A 19,012-nucleotide genomic window follows, 5' to 3' on the forward strand; every position below is an offset into this window, starting at 1 on the left:
ACTACAGCTTCGAGGTGTTCAACGACGACTACACGCAGCTGCCGCTGCCGTTTGTGGCGCAGCGCGCGCGGGCGGCCGCGGTGTGGCTGGCCGAAGGTGTGCTGCGGCGCAGCGCACCGCTGCCGGGCCAGTTGCGGCGCAGCGCCTGACGCCGTGCCCACCCCGTGGGCCGGCACAATGCCGGCCACCCCCGCCGGGCGCCCACCGTGGCGCGGGCCCGGCCTCACCGAACCCTTACCGACACGACAGACCATGAGCATCCTGCTGCTGAACGGCCCCAACCTGAACCTGCTGGGCACCCGCGAGCCCCACATCTACGGCGCCGACACCCTGGCCGACGTGGAGCGCCGTTTCATCGACGAGGCCAAGTCCCTGGGCTTTGCGGCCCAGTGCTTCCAGAGCAACCACGAAGGCGCGCTGATCGACCGCATCCACGCGGCCCGTCTGGACGGCACCCGTGGTTTTGTCATCAACCCGGGTGGCTTGACCCACACCAGCGTGGCCTTGCGTGATGCCTTTGCCGGCGTGGCCCTGCCGGTGATGGAAGTGCATGTGAGCAATGTGCACAAGCGTGAGGAGTTCCGCCATCACAGCTACATCTCCGGCATCGCCGAAGGCGTGATCGCGGGTCTGGGGGTCATGGGCTACAGCGCTGCGCTGCGCTTCCTGGCTGCCAAGCTCAGCAAGGCCTGAAGCCGGGCGGCCGCCTGCTGATGCCCTTCCTGCGCAGCCTGATCAGGCGCGACCACCGCGGCCGATGGCCGTGGTGCGGTCTGGCTGCCGGTGGGGTGGTGGCGCTGGCCGGCGTGGCCTGGGCCCAGCCGGCGGTGCCGGGCGCCGTTCCGGCCCTGCCGGTGGAACGGGCGGCCATTGCTGCTGCCCGACCTGGGGTGCAGCTTCCGCTGGCGGTGAGCCCGGTGCCACCGTCCACGCCGGCGCGGGCTGCGGTCGTGCTGTTGCCTGGGGCCGGTGGGGGCTGGGGCCGGTGGACCGACACTGGTCCGGACGGCCGCAACCTACTGGTGCGTGACCGCGCCGCCTTTTGGCGTGCCGGCCTGCAGGTGGTCCTGATGGGCCGCGCCAGCGACAGCACCGACCTGGACTACCCCGACCGCATTTCACCGTCCCACCTGGCCGATGTGCGGGCCGTGGTCGACTGGGTCCATGTCCGTTGGGGCCTGCCGGTCTGGCTGGTGGGCACCAGCCGGGGCAGCATCTCGGCGGCGGCTGCTGCCTTGAGCCTGCCACCGGGCCGCTTGGCGGGTCTGGTGCTCAGTGCCACCGTCACCCGCCAACCACGGCACCCGCAGGCTACGGTGCTGGCCCTGCCGCTGGAGCGGCTGCGTTTGCCGGTGTTGCTGCTGCACCACCAGGCGGATGCCTGCCCGGTGTCACCGCCGCAAGGCGTGGCCGAGGTGGTCGCGCGGCTGACGGCGGCGGAGGTGGTGGAGCCACGCTGGGTCCAGGGCGGTGGGCCGCCACAGGGGGGCTCGTGCGAGGCCATGCATTTCCATGGCCTGGTGGGCCAGGGAGACGCTGCGCTGAACGCGCTGGCGCTGCGCATGCTGGCCTTGACGCCAGCGCCTTGAACCGGCGGCGGCCTCCGGCGCCTGGGCTCCTAGAATTGCCCCCCTTCTCAAGACCGCGGTCTTGGCGGTGCCGGCCTCGGGGCCCGGTCGCCAGTGGCCGCACCCGCCTTCCTGCTTCCCACGAGTCTCCAATGAACGATTCCGCTTCCACGCCGGTCGAGCGTCCTGCGCTGCCTGACCGCCTGTCCACCGATCCGCGCAGCCCGCATTTCGTGCGCGCCGTGTTCGAGCATGACGTCGGCATCCGTTTCAACGGCGTCGACCGCCACGACGTGGACGAGTACTGCGTCAGCGAAGGCTGGATCAAGGTGCCGGTCGGCAAGACGGTGGACCGTCGCGGCCGCCCACTGACCATCAAGCTCAAGGGCACGGTCGAGGCCTATTACCGGTGAGTCCGGCGCCTACCGGCGCCTGGCCCCTGTGGCGGGAGCTGGGGGTGGTGCTGCTTTTTGCGCTGGTCTACCTGGGCATGTTCCTGGGGGGCTTGCCCCGCCTGAAGCTGGACCGCACCGGCGTGGCGCTGCTGGGCGCGATCGGGATGATCGGCCTGGGGGCCTTGGACGTGGAGGGCGCCGCGCGCTCGGTGGACCTGCCGACCCTGCTGCTGCTGTTTTCCTTCATGGTGATGTCCGCGCAGATGCGCCTGGGAGGGTTCTACACCGCCTGCGTCCGGCAAATGGCGGCCCTGCCGCTGTCGCCTGCCGCCTTTCTGGGGGCGCTCATCGCCCTGGCCGGTGGGCTTGCGGCGGTGTTTTCCAACGATGTGGTGTGTCTGGCCCTCACCCCGGTGGTGGTGCGTGTGAGTCTGCAGCGCGGGCTGCATCCGGTGCCGTGCCTGGTGGCCCTGGCCTGCGCAGCCAACATCGGCTCGGCGGCCACCCTGATCGGCAATCCTCAAAACATGCTCATCGGCTCGGTGTTAGGCCTGTCCTTCAGCGGCTACCTGCGGCAGGCTCTGCCGCCGGTGCTACTGGGGCTGGGCCTGACCTGGGTTTGGTTGGCCTGGGGGCCGGGCCGCCGGCAGCTGCACGCCCCCTTCGTGCCCTTGCCCGCCACCTGTGCGCCGGAATCCGAGCCGGCGGTGGACCTGCTGCAGACACTCAAGGGGCTGAGCGTGGCCGGCGGTGTGCTGGCGGCCTTTCTGTGGAGCCCCTGGCCGCATGAGGTGGTGGCCTTGGTGGCCGCCGGCGTGCTGCTGCTGAGCCGGCGCCTGCACTCCTCCCAGGTCATGGGCTACGTGGACTGGGAGTTGCTGGTGCTGTTTGCCGGGCTGTTCGTGGTCAACCGAGCCTTTCAGGACACCGGACTGCCGTCCCTGGTGGTCCAGGCCATGGCAGCGCAGGGCGTGCACCTGCAGGACACTGCCGTGCTTTTTGCGGTGGGCGCCGGCCTGTCCAACGTGGTCAGCAATGTGCCGGCGGTGATGCTGCTGCTGCCCCATGTGCAGGGGCTTCAGGCCCAGCAGGCGGGCCTGACCCTGGCCCTGGTGACCACCCTGGCTGGCAACTTGCTGCTGGTGGGCAGCATGGCCAACCTGATCGTGGCCGATCTGGCCGCCGCCCAGGGCGTGCGGCTGGACGCCTGGACCCATGCCCGCCTGGGCGCGCCGGTGGCGGTGCTGTCGCTGGCAGGCGTGGCAGCCTGGCTGGCCGGGTGACGGCGGAGCGGCCGGTCGCGGGCCGCCCCTGGGCTCAGCCCGCCAGCGCGGCTCGGGCGGCCGCCATCAGCGGGGCCAGTGGGGTGGTGGCGCGGCCGATCAGGGCCGAGAGCTGATGCCCTTGGTCCCACAAGCCGCCTCGGGCGGCGCCGGCGTCAGAGTCGGCCAGCAGCTCGGCCAGCGGTGCCGGCAGGCCGGCGCCCTTGAGCGCGGCGGCGAACTCGGCGGGCGGCAGGTCGACATAGGGCACGGTGCGGCCGGCTTGGCGGCTCAGCTCGGCGGCCAGTTCCGCCAGGGTGTAGGACTCGTCGCCAGCCAGCTCATAGACCCGGCCTGCATGGCCTTCGCTGCTGAGCACCACAGCCGCCGCTTCGGCAAAGTCATCGCGGGCCGCCGAGGCGATGCGCCCTTGGCCGGCGCTGCCAATGAACGCGCCGTGCTGCAGAGCCGGGGCCACGCTGGCCAGGTAGTTCTCGGTGTACCAGCCGTTGCGCAGGATCACGGTCGGCAGGCCGGAGGCGGCGATCGAGGCCTCGGTGGCGGCGTGCTCCTGCCCCAGCGCCAGGGGAGTGCTGTCGGCACGCAGCAGGCTGGTGTAGGCCAGCAGTTCCACCTCGGCGGCACGGGCGGCGTCGATCACCGCCCGATGCTGGGGCAGGCGCTGTCCGATCTCGCTGGAAGAGATGAGCAGCAGCTTGCGGGCGCCGCTGAAGGCCGTGCGCAGCGTGTCGGGACGGTTGTAGTCGGCCTCGCGCACCTGCACGCCCAGGGCGGCCAGGTCCGCGGCCTTGGCGGGTTGCCGCACGGCGGCAACGATCTGGGCGGCGGGGACGCCGCGACGCAGCAGGTGGTCGACGACGAGGCGGCCGAGCTGGCCATTGGCACCGGTGATGACGATCATGGGGGACTCCTTGCGTTGGGGGACCGGAAGTGGCGCCGGCGGCCACGACTTACACAGCCCCCGGCGGTGGCATGGGACCCCGGCCTTGTCGACCACAGGGCGATCACGCCATGCCGTCATGGTGCGCCCTAAACTAACCTTTAGTAAGTACGCACAAAAAGGTTAGTACCCATGAACCCTGAAACTCAGCTTGACACGCGAGGCGACGATCCCCGCGGTGATCTCTTCGCAGCCGCCTGCCCCTCACGGGAGGTGCTCAAGCATGTGACCAGCCGCTGGGGCGTGCTGGTGCTGGTGGCGCTGCAGGAGGGTGGCACGCTGCGCTTTGCCGAGCTGCGGCGCCGCATCGGTGGGGTGAGCGAGAAGATGCTCGCCCAGACCCTGCAGTGGCTGGAGGTCGATGGTTTTGTGTTGCGCACGGCCCATCCGGTGGTGCCGCCGCATGTGGACTACCGGCTCACGCCGCTGGGGCATGAGGTGGGCCGGCATGTGCGCGAGCTGGCCGACTGGATCGAAGGCCGGCTCCCGGCCATCTTGGCGGCGCAGGCTCGCAGCGGCCGGACGGTGAGCCTGGCGGCCGCGGATTGAGCGCGCGGCGCCGCTCAGCGGGGCACAAGGAAGGTGCTGCGCTCGCGGACCGTCTCCACCCGCCCGTCGGGCTCGGTGGCGGTGATGACCAAGGTGACTTGCAGCACCTGGCCGGTCCGTGCGGCGGCCTCGGCCCCGTCCAGGCGGATGTCCACGGTGGCAAAACCGGCGTCCGCACTGGCCAGTGACAGCTGGGTCTGGCCGTGCATCTGCAGGGCCTGGGCGGGCAGGGGCGGCTGGGTGCCGGGGTCCGGCTCCACCGCCAACTGCACCTGGCGTGGCGCCAGCGAGGCGTTCATCACCTGCAGGCGGTAGACGTTTTCCACCGCGCCGTCCTCGACCTGCCGTGCCATGACGCCGCGGTCGCGCAGCACGTTGGCCCGCAGCGTGGGCCGCTGCCACAGGCCAAGCACCAGCGCGGCGCCCATCAGCCCCAGCAGTCCTCCATAGATGAGCACCCGGGGCCGGCGATACCAGGGTTTGAGGACCTGGCCGGCGAAGGCGTGCGGGGTGTCAAAGCGCACCAGGCCGCGGGGCTGCCGCAGGCGGTCCATGATGCTGTCGCAGGCGTCGATGCAGGCCCCGCAGGCGATGCACGCGGCCTGCAGGCCCTGCCGGATGTCGATGCCCACCGGGCAGACCTGAACGCAGACGGTGCAGTCCACGCAGGCCCCCAGTCCGAGGGCCGGGGCATCGGCCTGGCGGGAACGGGCACCGCGAGGCTCACCGCGTTGCCTGTCGTAGCCCACGATGTAGGTGTCCTCGTCCATCATCGAGCCCTGGAAACGGCCGTAGGGGCACATGTGCTGGCAGAACTGCTCGCGCAGAAAGCCGGCGTTGCCCCAGGTGGCCAGGCCGTAGAAAAGCACCCAGAACCACTCCCAGGGGCCCAGCGACAGGCCGGCCAGCGCCGGCACCAGGCTGCGGATGGGCGTGAAGTAGCCCACGAAACTGATGCCCGTCCACAGGGCGAGCAGGGCCCAGGCCAGGTGACGGCCGCCGCGGCGGAGCAGCTTCTGACGGTTCCAGGGGCTGCGGTCCAGCCGCAGCCGGGCGTGTCGATCTCCCTCCAGTCGGAATTCAATCCAGCTGAACAGCTTGGTGTAGACGGTCTGCGGGCAGGCGAAACCGCACCACACCCGACCGGCAATGGCCTTCGCAAAGAAGAGCAGCAGGGCGCTGGCCACCAGCAACAGCGTCAGCCAGATGAGGTCCTGCGGGTAGAAGACGGCGCCAAAGAGGAAGAAACGTCGCGACTCCAGGTCGAACAGCACCGCCTGCCGACCTTGCAGCTGCAGCCAGGGCAGACCGTAGAACACCAGTTGGGTGATCCACAGCAACACCCAGCGGGCGGTGTTGTAGCGGCCGCTGACCGCGCGGGCCTGGATCTTGTCGACCCCACTGGGCAGGGGAGGCGGCTCGGGCGACAAGGGAGAGGCGTTCATGGCGCGGTCATCAGGCTAAACCCCGGATTTTAGGTTGACCGTCCTCAAGCTTCAGGTCCCGCACCGGGGCGCCCGCCCAGCGGGCTCAACCCAGCCAATGGCCCATGCGGTCGCGTTTGGTGCGCAGGTAGCCGGCGTTCTCGGGGTTGGACGGTACCTCGTGGGGCTGGCGGGCCTGGACCACGATGCCGAGCTCTTCCAGGGCCAGGACCTTCAGCGGGTTGTTGCTCAGTAGACGCACCGACCGCACCCCCATGTCCTGGAGGATGAAAGCGGCGGCGTCAAAGCGGCGCAGATCGGCCGCGTGCCCCAGGGCCAGGTTGGCGTCCACGGTATCCAGACCCTGGTCCTGCAGCGTGTAGGCCTTGAGCTTCTCGGTGATGCCGATGCCCCGGCCCTCGTGTCCTCGCATGTAGATCAGCAGACCGCGCCCGGCCAGGGCGATGCGTTGCAGCGCGAGCTCGAGTTGAGGCCCGCAATCGCAGCGCAGCGAACCGAAGATGTCTCCGGTCAAGCACTCCGAGTGGATGCGCATGAGCACCGCCTCGCCGGCGACATCGCCCACGTGCATGACGACATGCTCGACCTGGAGCTGCGCATCACGGTAGCTGGTGATCGAGAAGTCGCCATGGCGGGTAGGCAGGCGGGCTGTGTGGCCACGCACGAAGGGCGTGTCGGCAGGAACGGGCAGGGTGTCGGACAAGGTGGGGCGCTGAGGTACTTTTGCCCGACATTGTCGCCGTTTCCTCTAGGCAATGAATGGATATACGCCGACTGGTGGAAACGGGGAATATGCTGTTTTGCATGTAAGCCAATGTGGTAGCGTATATATATGAACGATCCGGTGACTTGGTTGGGTGCGCCGCGTCAAGCCGCACAGCAGTGGCTCAAGGCCGATGAGGTCACGGCCTACGCAGAACACTCCATCGCGCAGTACGCAGCCATGGTGGGTCAACTGGCCGACTGGCTGCATGGCCAGCGCGAACGTCACCTGCTGGATGCTCGGACCGTGGACCTCGACGCCTTTCTTCAGGGCCTGCAGGGCAGGGGAGGCAAACCCGCCAGTGTGGCCACGCTCAAGCGCTATCGCTCGCTCATGGGATCCCTGTTTCGGCACTTACAGGTCAGCGGGCTGCGCAGCACCGATCCCACCCAAGGCCTGCGGCCCCTGGAAGGCCGACTGGTCAGCACCGAGCGGCAAGCACCGCGGCTGCTGAGTGCAGCGCAGTGTGAGGCCTATCTGCGCTGGGTGATGGCGGAACCTGAGGCCAACTGGTACGAACTGCGCGACAAACTGCTGCGCTGCCTGTACCTGGGCACCGGTATCACGGTGAGCGAATCACGCGCGCTGCAACTGCAGGATGTACAGCCTGCAGACGCCCCCCAATGGCTTCGCATCCGGCACGCCGGTCCGGCGCGTCACATCCCGCTGCCAACCTGGTGCCAGGAAGTGCTGGAGCGATGGCTGCCCGTGCGGCACAAGCTGGAAGGAACGGGCAGCCTGCTGCTGCCCACCCGCCGGCGCGCCCCCTTGGCAGGCACCCGAGGCCGCAGCACGGCACCCGATGACGATCCGGCTGCGCCCCTGGGTCAGCCCGCGCGCACGGCCCATGACGCCTTGCCACGCCCGATCAGCACCTCGGAGATCTACGAGATCGTGCGGCCGGCCATGCAGGCCGCCGGCTTTGACGATGAGCAACAAGGCCCGCAGACCCTACGCAACAGCTTCGCCGCCCGGCAACTGCTGGCCGGTACAGACGACGAGGTGCTGCAGGATTGGATGGGGCTGCGCACCCGCTTCACGCTGGATGCGCTGCGCCGCGAGCTGGACGCGCAAAGCCAACGGACGGCGCAACGGCGTCCTGTCTGAGACTTCACCGGCCATCCCGAAGCGGAAGGGCCCGAACCCGAACCGCTTGGCCGGGCTGCGGGTTCAGTCCGCACCCCCGACTTCACCATCGGGCAGGGCGGACGGCCTCTCGGCCCCCCTGGACTCGCCCGGCTGGCTGGGACCCGCGCCGCCAAAGGCCGCGTCCATCTCTGCCTGGAGCCGTTCCAGCTGCGCTTTGGCATAGCGCATGGTGGTACGCGGATCGGCATGCCCGAGCTGCCGCTGCACCACCTCCAGGGGAGCTTGTCGCTCCAGCGCACGGGTACCAAAAGTGTGTCGCAGCCAATGGGGCGAGGCGCGCAAGGCATCCTCCCGCTCCAGGCGCGGCAGGTCTGACCCCAGGATGGCCTCCCTGACCCAGCGCTTCATGGTCTGGTAGAGCGCCTGGTAACCGATGGGTTCGAGCGGCTCCTCCAGACGTGCGAGCAGCGGGGTCTTGGGATCGGCCTCTTCCAGCACCGGCAGGCCGCGTGCCGCCAGGTACAAGGTCAGGGCCTCCAGTGCCTGTCCTGGCACGGCAATCACCCGGTTGCGCGCCCCCTTGCCGTGCACCTGCATGGCCCAGCGACCACGGTGACGGCGCATGTGTTCCACACGGGCCCCCACCAGCTCCGCCGCGCGCAGGCCGGTGGCCTCCACAAAGGCCAGGATGAACAGGATGCGGTCACGGGAAGGCGAGGGCGGCTGGCGGTGCAGGTGGCCCAGTACCGCCTCCCAGGCCTGGGGCGTGAAGGCCCGGCTGTCGAGCACATGCTGGCGAGGATCGTCGCCCATCTGCCGGTTGACAAGGTGCCAGGGATTGCGGCCCGGCAGGTAGCCCACATCCACCATCCAGCCAAAGAAGCTGCCCAGGATGACCACCGCCTGGCGCCGGCTGGCCAGGCTCAGCGGGCCACGAAAGGGGGCCCATCCTTCACCCAGCACCGTGCTGTAGCGTCGGGACATCCAAGCCGGTGGCACATGCTCCATGAAGCTCATGTAGGCCAGACAGTCCTCGACCTGCATGTCCTGGAAACGCCGCTGCTGGCGCTCGCCCTGCAGCCACAGCAGCAGACGCAACGCCTCCTTGCGGTAGGACCTGGCCGTGGTGGCAGCCCCTGAACGGGCGGCCACCCAGGCTTCGATGACCTCCGCGTCGCTGCGTGCCCCGGTCAACGCCGCCGAGCCGGGCACGCCCTGCGTGACCGGCCTCCCATCAAACAAGGTGCGCTGCGGCCGCCCGTCAGCCCCCGACCCCGCTGGCAAGGCCAGGTCCGAGCCGACAGCACCACGGCCTGGCGCCGGCAGGCCATGGACCGCTGCCACTGGTGGCAGAACCTCGGCCGCACGGGCCACCTCGGCAAAGTGGGCGCCGGGCAGTGGCACCGGCGGCAGCAGGGTCTGCAACCAGTGAACCAGGCGGGCCGCCTTGAGCTTGCCCACCGCCGGCACCCCGCGCCACCACACGCCGCCCAGCGCAATGCGCGCCTGAAGGTCCTGCAGCAACAGGATGCCTGACTGCGCCAACCGGGCGGCCAGGGTGGGTTCCAGCCAGCCGTCGATGCGGTCGGTCAAGGCAGGAACCTCGGCGGCCACCTGCTCCAGCGCCCGCAGCAAGGCCAATTGCTGCTCTCGCAGACGGCGCCGGCGCTGAGCGCGCGCATCGGGCGGATAGGCCTCGGCATACAAGGCCAGCACCTCCGCCTCACTGAAGCCGTCCAGGTCACGCTCGGCGACGAAGTCCTCCAGTGAAGGCGCCGGAACGTCCAGCCCCCCGGTGCGGATGGTGAGGCCCACCAAGCGCCAACCCTTGTCACCCCGGCGGCGCGCCAGGCTGCGCAGGTGGTCCACCACCTGACGATGCGCTGTGAGTGCCTGCCGGCCGTGGTCGATGCACAAGTAGCGCTGGGCGGACTCGACCAGGGGAACGCCCTCGGCCACCGCGCGCAAATGTGCGAAGTGATGCAGGCCCACGCGCATGGTGCGCAAGGGCCGGCGCACCGCCGTGGCCGCCTCAGCGCCTGCGCGCCGGCCGCTCCCCCGGTTCCCAGGCGTTGAAGCCGACCCGGCATCGTTCGGGTCGTCGGCAACCGGTGGCAATGACGCGGAGCGGGTTCGGGAAGCGGCAGCAGACATGGTTGGGCAGCGGTAAATCCGGAAATCTGCGTGGAGCGGAAACGGCGGAAGGAAACCGTGAAGAGGGCTTGACGAACCAAGACGGCGAGGCACACGGCGCCTCACCCAGGCGGGCGCAATCTGCACCGGCGGTGCCCCGCTTCAGCGGGGGGGCACGCGTTGCCGCGACGGCTTGTCTCACCCCGCATTTTAGCATCCATATAACACTGATAACAGTAATAATCAGTGCATATCTTTTATATGCCGAAATCAGATGATTTTCAGAAGAATGCGCCAAGTTCCTGTCAGCATTACACTTTCCTGAACGGGTGCGCCCCCGGCCCTGTCAACGGCCGCACGGAGGACGCCGCACACCACCACCAACCGCCCCACACGCCGGGCCACGCGGCAGGACGGACAAGTCCCCCGATCTGGCCGTCCCCGGCGGCCAGGCCTCTTCCCCACCGTCGAACGCAGAACCTTCCCCCCGGCACCCCGGTTCCTATCGCACCGCGTGATGAAGTCTTGCGTATACCTATGGACAAGGTGCCGCGGCACCCGCACCTCCGCCGACAGGCCCCACCAAGCGCACGATGCGCCGTCCGCGCCACAGGCCCTCTCGGCCGAGTTCCGCCATCACACGAGCCGACGCGACATGACGCCTGCAACAACCTGCAGGCCCGTGCGCAACCGGCCCAACATCACCCCCATCCGGGTACCCCAAGCCTCAGCCCACTCCCGTCGCTTCGGCCATTCGCTTAGGGCCTCATCCGCAGGGCAACTCGGAGCAGCCGGCAAAGCCGCTGTGAACCGCCCCGGGAATCGCGGAGGCTCCTTCACTTGAGAATGGAGCCACTATGGGGAAGTCCCCGAAGTTTTCGCCGGAGCTGCGCGAGCGTGCTGTGCGCATGGTGCAAGAGCACCGTGGCGAGTAACCGTCGCTGTGGGCGGCGGTTGAATCCATCGCAACCAAAGTGGGCTGCGTGCCGCAGACGCTCAATACCTGGGTCAAGCAGCACGAGATCGATGCCGGTCAGCGCGATGGCGTCTCGACGGCCGAGGCCCAGCGCATCAAGGAACTCGAGCGTGAGAACCGAGAGTTGCGCAAGGCCAACGAGATCTTGAAGCTGACCAGCGCGTTTTTCGCCCAGGCGGAGCTCGACCGCCGATTGAAGTGATGTATGCGCTCGTGGACGAACACCGCGAAGTCCACGGGGTCGAGCCGATGTGCAGGGTTCTGCAGATCGCCCCTTCGTCCTACCGGCGCCATGCCGCGCGAATGCGTGAGCCAAACCTGCGCAGCGCCAGAGTGCAGCGCGATGTGCAGTTGATGCCCAGTATCGAACGAGTCTGGAAAGACAACCTGCAGGTGTATGGCGCGGACAAGGTCTGGATGCAGCTCAATCGAGAGGGCGTGACGGTGGCCCGCTGCACCGTCGAGCGCCTGATGAAACGCATGAGCTTGAAGGGTGTGCGGCGCGGCAAAGGCGTGCGCACCACGGTGGCAGACCCGAAGTCACCATGCCCGCTGGACAAGGTCAACCGACAGTTCCGCGCTGAGCGGCCGAATCAGCTGTGGGTGTCTGACTTCACCTACGTCTCAACCTGGCAGGGCTGGCTGTACGTGGCTTTCGTGGTGGACGTGTTCGCAAGGCGCATCGTGGGCTGGCGCGTGAGCACCTCGATGACCACGGACTTCGTTCTCGATGCGCTAGAACAAGCGCTGTACGACCTACAACCAGAGCGCGACAGCAGCCTGATTCATCACAGCGACCGCGGGTCTCGATACGTGTCGATCCGGTACTCCGAACGCCTGGCCGAGGCCGGTGTGGAGCCGTCGGTGGGCAGCAAGGGCGACTCCTACGACAACGCCTTGGCTGAAACCATCAACGGCTTGTACAAGGCCGAGGTGATCCACCGCCGGACCTGGAAAACGCGGGAGGCCGTGGAGCTGGCCACCTTGACCTGGGTCTCTTGGTTCAACAACCACCGGCTCATGGGGCCGCTGGGCTATATCCCGCCGGCAGAGGCCGAGGCAAACTACTACCGCCAACTCGCCGATCAACCGGCAGTCGCGGCATGAGCACTTAAACCAAACAGCCTCCGCGATTCCCGGGGCGGTTCACTGACGCCTACAGCGCGCCTTGTGCTCCTCCCACACCCTTGCGGGCTTTACGATGTGCTCCTGCAGGCCGAGAGGTCCTTGGTGCACCAAGGCGCCCGGCAAGAGCTCGAAGTCGCCACCCGTGTCGGCGTGCCGCTTTTCCAGCCAGCCGCTGAGCCCGCCCGCGCAGGCGCCCATCCCCCGCGGGTCACACGTCAGCCAGACGTAGCGGCGCAGGGTCTTACAAGTCATCCAGGCGCAGCAGCAGCTGCGTGCGCAGGTAGATCACCAACTCCTCCCGCGCCCCGTTGAGCGTGGTCTTGAGTCTGTGCGCGGTGTGGCCGCCGTCCTGCACCGTATCGCGCTTGCGCCACTTGCACACCGTCTCATGGCTGACGTTGAGCTGCCAACCCACCTCGTGGTCGCTGACCGTGGATTTCTGGATCGCCGCTCGGATCACAGGGATGGTGGTCGCGTTCTTATACAACTTGACCAGCGTCTCGGCCCACACTCGCTGGCCCCAACATCCATCCATGGACGTCTACTTTTCAAGAGGCATTTTTCAGGGGATGACACGCTACAGCCAATTCGGACATGTTCCGCATGCGGCGCGCGCCGAAGCGTCTTACCTGGCCACACCGTTGTCCTTTGCTGACGCCCGAGTTCTTGGTCCTCGGGGCGAGGGGCGCCAAAGCGGAAGAGCGCACGCCGGTTGAGCCGACCGCACTCGGGGAAGGACTCCGGGCCTGATCTGCAGTCACCGACACGCGCTGAGCGACAAGGTCCATCGCCCGTAATGTCCGACGTGCCCAGCCCGGCGGCTGCGTGCTCGGCGCGCTGCCACGGGCTTCAATGCCTCGGTACCGACCAAACAACACAGGCCGGTCCGACTGCCCCTGCGGCGATCAGACAACTAAGGTTCTGGCCTGGTCTGAACCTACTGCGCCCCTGAAGAGGCGGACACAGCGGCAGCGACACTCCGCCCCGCGACGCGCACTGTCCGGCCGGATATGTGGATCAGATGGCCTTGCGGGGGGTCGCAGGAGCCATAGGCGGCATCGCCCCCGTTCAAGACCGGCTTACTGCGCTGTTGGACGTGGCCGCGCCCTTGATCCGGAAACGCACCTCATCCCGAAAACTCTCCACCTCAGAGCCAGGCGCACAAGACCTGTCGTTGAACGGTTCAACACCAACCCACTGGTCCAGAACGCCAAGGAGCGTCGGCCAATGGCGTGTTGTGGATGCCCGCCTACACGTAGCAGCCTGGACCTGCGGACCATCACCCGCCTCGCTCACCCGTCATTCACAACGGGCTCGAATCGGGAGAGCTTCTGCAGGCAAGATCGATGGATATAGCGAGCCGACTCCGCTTCGCGAGAGACACACGAGCAACCGTGATCTGAGCGCTGCGCACAGCGATGCCAGAAATGCATCAGCGATGGAACTCAGACCAAGTGGTTTGTGCGCTGCCAAGCCAACGGCTCGGTGGAGCTCAAGGGCAGGCCGGCGCGCCCCGCGGGAGCACTACCAAGCATCGACCCAGGCGTCGCGCTGAAAGACACCACGCTATGCCAGATGAGCCCGAAGTGCCCCCCTGCCCTACCCCTTCTCTTTTCTCCAAAAAAAATGGCCCGCAAGCTGCGGGCCATGAAGTGAGTTCTGGCAGGAGGTGAGGCCAGGCAACTGCGCGCTGCGCCGGCAGCAGTCACCGGATGGCGGAGATTTTTCAGGACTCCCGAATACCCTCCGCAACGGAAACTTCAATCCTCAGCCAGAAAGCGTTCGATGCATTCCTTCAAGGCCTCGCGCCGCTCGGGACGCAGCGCCTTGGCCGAGAACTTGAGCTTAACGTCACCACGGGCTCCCACCGTCATGAGGGCTGAACGCTGGCCATGACCCAACTTGTGCTCCTGGTTGCGTGCCGCCATCGCCGGCTCATCCGCCTCGGGCGGCCGGGTCAGTTGTTCAAACACCTGGATTGCCGTTCGGGCCTGCCCATCCTGCAAATCCCGGGCTCGGGCCAACAAAGCATCTGGATCCTTCTGCACCCATTCGCACAGCGGTTGGGCCCAGCGAAACTGAATGTCCACCGGTGAAGGAAAGGCGCGCACCACGGCCTCAGGCAAGCGCGCCAAAGCCACACTCTTGGACACCAGGGAGACATCCACCTTCAGTGCTTCGGCCAGCTTGCGCAACGAGGGATACAAGCCTTCATCCAGCGCCCTGCGGTACATCACGCCCTGCTCCCAGGCGCTCAGGTTCTTGCGACCGCGGTTTTCACGGTCCATCAACTCAAAGAGCTGGCGGTCGTCCACGGATTCGATCTGTGCCTGCACCAGCAGGCCGAGCTCCAAACACGCCCGATGGCGACGGTGGCCAAAGACGATCTCGAAGCGCTCCTCCTCCCCCAGCCCATTGCCGCCCCGGGTGCCGGCTGGCAAGGGCCGGACCCGAATTGGCTGCACGTTGCCACCAGCGCCTGCAATCTCCTGCTTCAACGCCTCAAACTCGGCGTCGGCAAAAGAGTCGGCATGGCGGTTGGCCCATTTGGAGGGCAGCACCAACGCAGGATCCAAGGCCCGGACGGGTGTGGCCCCATCAAAGTGGCGCAACTTTTCCCGAAGATCCTCCGCTTCCTTGATGGCTGCGGACTGGTGTGACATGAACTGCAGCATGGAGCCTGGTGCGGTGCGCGGACGCAATCCGTCGCCGGCGGGCGGTTGGACTGGTGCCGCAGCGGCTACCGTGGCGGGCGGGTTGACCATGGCTTGAATCATGCCGGCCTTGGCTGCGAGTTTTTTGCTCATCGCTTAGCTCCCTTGGAGTTGGTTGTTGCGCTGCCCGAGTGGGACACCGTGGCCTTCGGCTCTGTTGAACCGTTCAACACCCTTCCGGCCAAGGCATCGGTTTGCCGCTTCCAGACCATGCGAATCGATCCCTCGATATGCCCCACGAACGAATCATAGGCATCCCGGGCGCGCTTGAAGGTCCGGGCGGACCCGTCATACTGGGCCACGTCGTACACGGTGCCAAACTCTGCAGATGCCACCCCGGTTACGGCCGTCTTCGGAATCTCCACCGGCAGCACCTTCTCCGCGTAGGTCTGCCCAATCCATTGGCGAACGATATTGGTGGCGGCATCGGTGGAGTCCACCCGTGCCAACAGGATGTGGATGAAGTCGAAGTCTTTGGTCAGGCCGCGTTTGGTCAGCAGTTCGCCGGTCAGATCGGAGAACAGGCTCCAGAACTGGGATGCTGAGGCGAAGTCCAGGGCGTTGGGCGGCAAAGGCATGATGATGCCGTTGGACGCCATGAAAGCATTGATGGTGGTGTAGGACAGAGACGGCGGCGTGTCGATGAGGATCACGTCGTACTCATCCCGGACGTCGTCGATGCCCAGGTCCAGCACCCGCCAGAACTCGAATCCAGGCTCCTGCGTCTGCCGAGCCGGCAGGGCAAATTCCGCGCCGAACAGCACAGGGGCTGCGGCCACCAGGTCGATGCCATCCCAATAGGTGTTGCGGATGGCATAGCGAATGGAGGTTTCTGTTCCCATCGCCAGCGGCAAGATGGTGTCGTCTTCACTCACTTCCGTATCCGGAAGGATGCCGAACAGGGTGGTCAAGGAGCCCTGCGGATCGGTGTCAATCACCAGGACACGATGGCCTAGCAGCGACAGGCCCTGCGCCAAGGTCACTGCCGTGGTCGTCTTGCTCACGCCTCCCTTGAAGTTGCCCACGCTGATCGTGACCGCTTCGCCTCCCTTGGGGCGCAGGCAGTCCTTTCGGTACTCGCGGATCCAGCCCCGCGCCTCCGGCAGGCTGAACTCTCGACGACTGCCTGACGCATTGAGGCGACCAGAAGGCAGATCACCCTTGGAAAGGCGATGGCTCAGTGAACTCTTCTCAATGCCACACATGGCGGCAAGTTGGCTCAGGTTGTACACCGGGGGCGCTTTACGCGCGGTGGGCGCCAGCATGGCGCTACGGATCTGCGCCATCATGTTGACAGCACGTTCAGCTTGCTGCGCGATGTCCGTCAACGAGATGGTGGGTGTTGGTTGAAAGGCGAATCCGTCCACGGTTTTCTCCTTGGGTGGCATGGTCTGGGCTTGTTGACGAAGTTTCATTCAATGTCCGCTGAAACGTTCAGCGAGGCCTTCCGCGTTCGGACACTATTGTGCAGCAAGGGGGTGTTGAACCGTTCAACACTGGGCATCTGGCGTTGATTCAATGTTAAAAAGCTCCGGGCCATAGGCTGCTTTAGGAGATTTAGTTCCTTCAAACCCTTTTAACTCTTTAGGTGGCAGAAAGCCTTTTACTGACAATCACTTGCCTGACTTCAGGTGAGTGGATACGGGAGAGTTCGGAGGATTTTCGGGGCGAATTGGAGGGGATGCAGGGTGAAGTGGCGAGTTCACAGGAACATAGGTGCGGGGAAGCGGGGGCCTTTAACCACGGCGGCCAGCTGGGGTGGCCACGGTGCCACGCCGTTGCGCAAACCCGCCCTGACCCCAGCAAGCTAGCGCCCCAGCCCCGCGGCCACAGGAGGGTGTCGCCGATCTGGAGACTATTCGGGGGAGGCTGATCTTGTGTGAAGTTGCGGTTGGGCGTGGATTTTTGCCTTGCCCGTGACCCAGGGAGGTCGGCGTGTGGGGGGGCGAGACCCGTAGAAGTCTTGAGAGGTGAGGGTTTTCGGGGCGCGCGACGGTCCTGGGTTTTCCTGATAGTTCTCACCTGTGCCGTCATGGCGTGAACAAATGCCGTCCCTTCCCGTCTGGACGGTGGGTCGACTTGGCGCCTGCGTCCGGTTGGTCTCGTCGCCGGTTGGCTCGCGGATGGCGTGCGCCGCCCATCGAAAGATCTCCTGAAAACACTCACCTGTCTGAACTTTCGTCCGCGGACCGCCGCTTGCGGGCGTGTGTGGGCGTCTGTGGGGGACAGGCAAGGGCACCTGGCGACGGGTGCAATATGCGTTCACCTCTGCGCTTGGACGGCAGCTCGACGCCGGTGGTGGCCAGCCTTGAGGTGAGTCACCGGACTCACATCGCCGATACTTCCCCCATGGCGACCCGAAAGACGACGGTGAGACGCAGTCCTCACCTTCCGGCGGCCGATGCGCTCGGCGCCGACTTGCCGTCCCGGCCCTTGCGGCCGGTGGCGGCGCCCTCCCCTGCCCTGCGCAAGCCGGTCAACACTTTGGCCATCGTGCCCAAGTCCACCCGCATCACCTCGTTGGGGCGCAAGGCCTACAACGTGCTGCTCTTCATGGCGCAGGACCAGGGTTTGGACAAGGACGTGTTCCGGGCGCCCCTGGACCGTGTGGTCAAGGGCGTGGATTTCGATTCCCATGACCATGAACTGATCAAGAAGCACCTGCGGGCCATGGTCTCCACCACGGTGGAGTGGCAGTCCCCCACTACCGGCGAGGGGGCGGCATGGAACGTTTCGGGCTTGCTGGCCCATGCTCGCATCGCCAAGGAGCGGGGGCAGGTGTGGGTGGAATGGTCCTACGCGGTCAACCTCAAGCAGGAGTTGCTGGAGCCGACCGTGTTCGCCCGCTTGAAGCTGGAGGTCATCAGCCAGCTGCGCTCGCACGCGGGCATCTCCCTGTATGAGATCTGCACCCGTTACAAGGATGTGGGGCGCACCGCACGCCAGCCTTGGCGCTGGTGGCGCCCGGTTCTCAGCGGTCAACCGGAGACAGAACGCACCGCCCGGCTGGAGTACCGCATCTTCAAGCGCGACACGCTCAAGCCGGCTATAGCCGAAGTCAACGCCATCACCGACCTGGAGGTGGAACTGCTGGAGCACAAAGAGGGTCGCTCCGTGGGCGAGATCCAGTTCCTCATCCGGCCCAAGCCCCAGGCGTCGTTGGGTCTGACCACGCCGCTGGAGCCCGTGGACATGGCGCTGGTGGGGCAGGCGGCCGGCCTGGGGGTGGAGGAGTCCAAGCTGGAGTCGCTGGTGGCTGAGTTTGGCGAGGCGGCGGTGGCAGCCGGCCTCAAGACCTTGTCGCAGCGCCAGGCCCACGAGTACCCGGCTCCGGTGCGCGACCCCGCACGCTATCTGCGCTCCTTGATGCCGGGCGAGGCGGCCAAGCTGGCCACTGCGCTGCAGGCGGCCGAGCCCGGCCACCCGGCGTCTCGGTCAGCGCTGGTGCCGCCCGAGTCTGGGGGCCACGGTGCAGCACCGGCCAGCCGGCCGTCGTTGGCCCCCGCGGCGCGGCCTGCGTCGGTCGGATCCGGGGTGGCGCCGGTCGCGCCGTCGCGGGCTGCGGGGGCGCTGCCCGCAGGGGCTGGCCTGGCGGGCGGCGTGGGCAGCACGGGCCACGGGGTGGCGGGCGGCACGCCCACCCACCTGGCGGCCATGGGCCGCGATGCGCAGACGAGGCGGCAGGCCCGGTGGACGGAGGAGTGGATCCGGCGCAGACGTGAGCAGGTGATCGAGGAGATTCGGCAGATGTCGCCGGAGATCCAGGCCGAGCTGGTGCAGCAGCTCCTCGCCGACATGGAGCGGCGTCAGGTCCATCCGTCGATCCGCAAGCGGCTGCAGACCAGTGGCTGGCAGCATCCTCTGGTGCTCACGGAGATGGTGCGTTTCTATGCCGTGGGCAGCCGTGGCGAACACTGGGACCAGCCCAGTGCGCAGGACCTGCTGGCGGTGGCCGCCGAGCTGGGGGACTGATCTGCCTTCCGCGCCGGTGGGCCGGGGCGCCCGTCGCCCCAAAACGCCGAAAGGCCG

Annotated in this window: 14 protein-coding genes, 2 pseudogenes and 1 other annotated feature; of the genes and pseudogenes, 9 read left to right on the top strand and 7 right to left on the bottom strand. The window is 67.1% G+C overall.

Annotated features, from left to right (window positions below):
• From G3A44_RS23805 to G3A44_RS20650, 5 genes and pseudogenes are all read left to right on the top strand, one after another.
• A pseudogene (locus G3A44_RS23805) lies at positions 1-149 on the top strand (sugar phosphate isomerase/epimerase); the annotation flags it as partial.
• Positions 150-252: 103 nt separating this feature from the next.
• Positions 253-693, top strand: coding sequence for a type II 3-dehydroquinate dehydratase (gene aroQ / locus G3A44_RS20635; RefSeq protein WP_163459643.1), 441 nt, complete (start codon positions 253-255; stop codon positions 691-693).
• Between the two features lie 20 nt (positions 694-713).
• The gene (locus G3A44_RS20640; RefSeq protein ID WP_163459644.1) at positions 714-1,589 is read left to right on the top strand and encodes an alpha/beta hydrolase; all 876 of its coding nucleotides are present in this window, start codon (positions 714-716) and stop codon (positions 1,587-1,589) included.
• Between the two features lie 131 nt (positions 1,590-1,720).
• Positions 1,721-1,981 carry a DUF3297 family protein gene (locus tag G3A44_RS20645; RefSeq protein ID WP_163459645.1) on the top strand — a complete coding sequence of 87 codons (261 nt, stop codon included), beginning with the start codon at positions 1,721-1,723 and terminating at the stop codon, positions 1,979-1,981.
• Positions 1,978-3,246, top strand: coding sequence for an SLC13 family permease (locus G3A44_RS20650; protein WP_310734426.1), 1,269 nt, complete (start codon positions 1,978-1,980; stop codon positions 3,244-3,246). The genes G3A44_RS20645 and G3A44_RS20650 overlap by 4 nt, the downstream gene beginning before the upstream one ends.
• Positions 3,247-3,280: 34 nt before the next feature.
• On the opposite strand, the gene G3A44_RS20655 is transcribed toward G3A44_RS20650, so the two are convergent.
• Positions 3,281-4,147 carry an SDR family oxidoreductase gene (locus G3A44_RS20655; RefSeq protein ID WP_163459646.1) on the bottom strand — a complete coding sequence of 289 codons (867 nt, stop codon included), beginning with the start codon at positions 4,145-4,147 and terminating at the stop codon, positions 3,281-3,283.
• 171 nt (positions 4,148-4,318) lie between these two features.
• On the opposite strand from G3A44_RS20655, the gene G3A44_RS20660 reads away from it, so the two are divergent.
• A complete protein-coding gene (locus G3A44_RS20660; protein ID WP_163459647.1) occupies positions 4,319-4,735 on the top strand; it encodes a winged helix-turn-helix transcriptional regulator in 417 nt (138 codons plus the stop codon).
• A gap of 14 nt (positions 4,736-4,749) precedes the next feature.
• Here G3A44_RS20660 and ccoG read toward each other — a convergent pair whose 3' ends face one another.
• A complete protein-coding gene (ccoG, locus tag G3A44_RS20665; RefSeq protein WP_163459648.1) occupies positions 4,750-6,180 on the bottom strand; it encodes a cytochrome c oxidase accessory protein CcoG in 1,431 nt (476 codons plus the stop codon).
• A gap of 85 nt (positions 6,181-6,265) precedes the next feature.
• The gene (ribA, locus tag G3A44_RS20670; protein WP_163459649.1) at positions 6,266-6,883 is read right to left on the bottom strand and encodes a GTP cyclohydrolase II; all 618 of its coding nucleotides are present in this window, start codon (positions 6,881-6,883) and stop codon (positions 6,266-6,268) included.
• A gap of 129 nt (positions 6,884-7,012) precedes the next feature.
• Between ribA and G3A44_RS20675 the strand changes: the two genes are divergently transcribed.
• The gene (locus G3A44_RS20675) at positions 7,013-8,050 is read left to right on the top strand and encodes a tyrosine-type recombinase/integrase (RefSeq protein ID WP_163459650.1); all 1,038 of its coding nucleotides are present in this window, start codon (positions 7,013-7,015) and stop codon (positions 8,048-8,050) included.
• 63 nt (positions 8,051-8,113) lie between these two features.
• Here G3A44_RS20675 and G3A44_RS20680 read toward each other — a convergent pair whose 3' ends face one another.
• Complete coding sequence (locus G3A44_RS20680) at positions 8,114-10,030, bottom strand: tyrosine-type recombinase/integrase (protein WP_239062015.1); 1,917 nt, start codon at positions 10,028-10,030, stop codon at positions 8,114-8,116.
• 992 nt (positions 10,031-11,022) lie between these two features.
• On the opposite strand from G3A44_RS20680, the pseudogene G3A44_RS20685 reads away from it, so the two are divergent.
• A pseudogene (locus G3A44_RS20685) lies at positions 11,023-12,248 on the top strand (IS3 family transposase).
• Positions 11,301-11,417: a sequence feature (AL1L pseudoknot), on the top strand. Its footprint overlaps the pseudogene before it by 117 nt.
• 262 nt (positions 12,249-12,510) lie before the next feature.
• Here the strand turns inward: G3A44_RS20685 and G3A44_RS20690 are convergent.
• The 3 genes from G3A44_RS20690 to G3A44_RS20700 all read right to left on the bottom strand — a co-directional run bounded on the left by G3A44_RS20690 (position 12,511) and on the right by G3A44_RS20700 (position 16,398).
• Positions 12,511-12,804, bottom strand: coding sequence for a hypothetical protein (locus G3A44_RS20690; protein WP_163459652.1), 294 nt, complete (start codon positions 12,802-12,804; stop codon positions 12,511-12,513).
• Positions 12,805-14,029: 1,225 nt separating this feature from the next.
• The gene (locus G3A44_RS20695; RefSeq protein WP_163459653.1) at positions 14,030-14,944 is read right to left on the bottom strand and encodes a ParB/RepB/Spo0J family partition protein; all 915 of its coding nucleotides are present in this window, start codon (positions 14,942-14,944) and stop codon (positions 14,030-14,032) included.
• Positions 14,945-15,072: 128 nt separating this feature from the next.
• Positions 15,073-16,398, bottom strand: coding sequence for an AAA family ATPase (locus G3A44_RS20700; protein WP_239062013.1), 1,326 nt, complete (start codon positions 16,396-16,398; stop codon positions 15,073-15,075).
• Positions 16,399-17,476: 1,078 nt separating this feature from the next.
• Between G3A44_RS20700 and G3A44_RS20705 the strand changes: the two genes are divergently transcribed.
• Positions 17,477-18,955 (top strand): RepB family plasmid replication initiator protein, encoded by a 1,479-nt coding sequence (locus G3A44_RS20705; RefSeq protein ID WP_163459654.1) that lies wholly within the window; start codon positions 17,477-17,479, stop codon positions 18,953-18,955.
• Positions 18,956-19,012: the final 57 nt, after the last annotated feature.

This window comes from Ideonella livida, from assembly GCF_010499455.1.
GTDB lineage: Bacteria > Pseudomonadota > Gammaproteobacteria > Burkholderiales > Burkholderiaceae_C > Ideonella > Ideonella livida.

What these genes read in the sequence shown, in the direction of transcription:
- aroQ (WP_163459643.1), top strand. Translation starts at nt 253, where the DNA reads ATGAGCATCCTGCTGCTGAACGGCCCCAACCTGAACCTGCTGGGCACC.
- G3A44_RS20640 (WP_163459644.1), top strand. Translation starts at nt 714, where the DNA reads ATGCCCTTCCTGCGCAGCCTGATCAGGCGCGACCACCGCGGCCGATGG.
- G3A44_RS20645 (WP_163459645.1), top strand. Translation starts at nt 1,721, where the DNA reads ATGAACGATTCCGCTTCCACGCCGGTCGAGCGTCCTGCGCTGCCTGAC.
- G3A44_RS20655 (WP_163459646.1), bottom strand. Translation starts at nt 4,147, where the DNA reads ATGATCGTCATCACCGGTGCCAATGGCCAGCTCGGCCGCCTCGTCGTC.
- G3A44_RS20660 (WP_163459647.1), top strand. Translation starts at nt 4,319, where the DNA reads ATGAACCCTGAAACTCAGCTTGACACGCGAGGCGACGATCCCCGCGGT.
- ccoG (WP_163459648.1), bottom strand. Translation starts at nt 6,180, where the DNA reads ATGAACGCCTCTCCCTTGTCGCCCGAGCCGCCTCCCCTGCCCAGTGGG.
- G3A44_RS20675 (WP_163459650.1), top strand. Translation starts at nt 7,013, where the DNA reads ATGAACGATCCGGTGACTTGGTTGGGTGCGCCGCGTCAAGCCGCACAG.
- G3A44_RS20680 (WP_239062015.1), bottom strand. Translation starts at nt 10,030, where the DNA reads ATGCGCGTGGGCCTGCATCACTTCGCACATTTGCGCGCGGTGGCCGAG.
- G3A44_RS20690 (WP_163459652.1), bottom strand. Translation starts at nt 12,804, where the DNA reads ATGGATGGATGTTGGGGCCAGCGAGTGTGGGCCGAGACGCTGGTCAAG.
- G3A44_RS20695 (WP_163459653.1), bottom strand. Translation starts at nt 14,944, where the DNA reads ATGCTGCAGTTCATGTCACACCAGTCCGCAGCCATCAAGGAAGCGGAG.
- G3A44_RS20700 (WP_239062013.1), bottom strand. Translation starts at nt 16,398, where the DNA reads ATGAAACTTCGTCAACAAGCCCAGACCATGCCACCCAAGGAGAAAACC.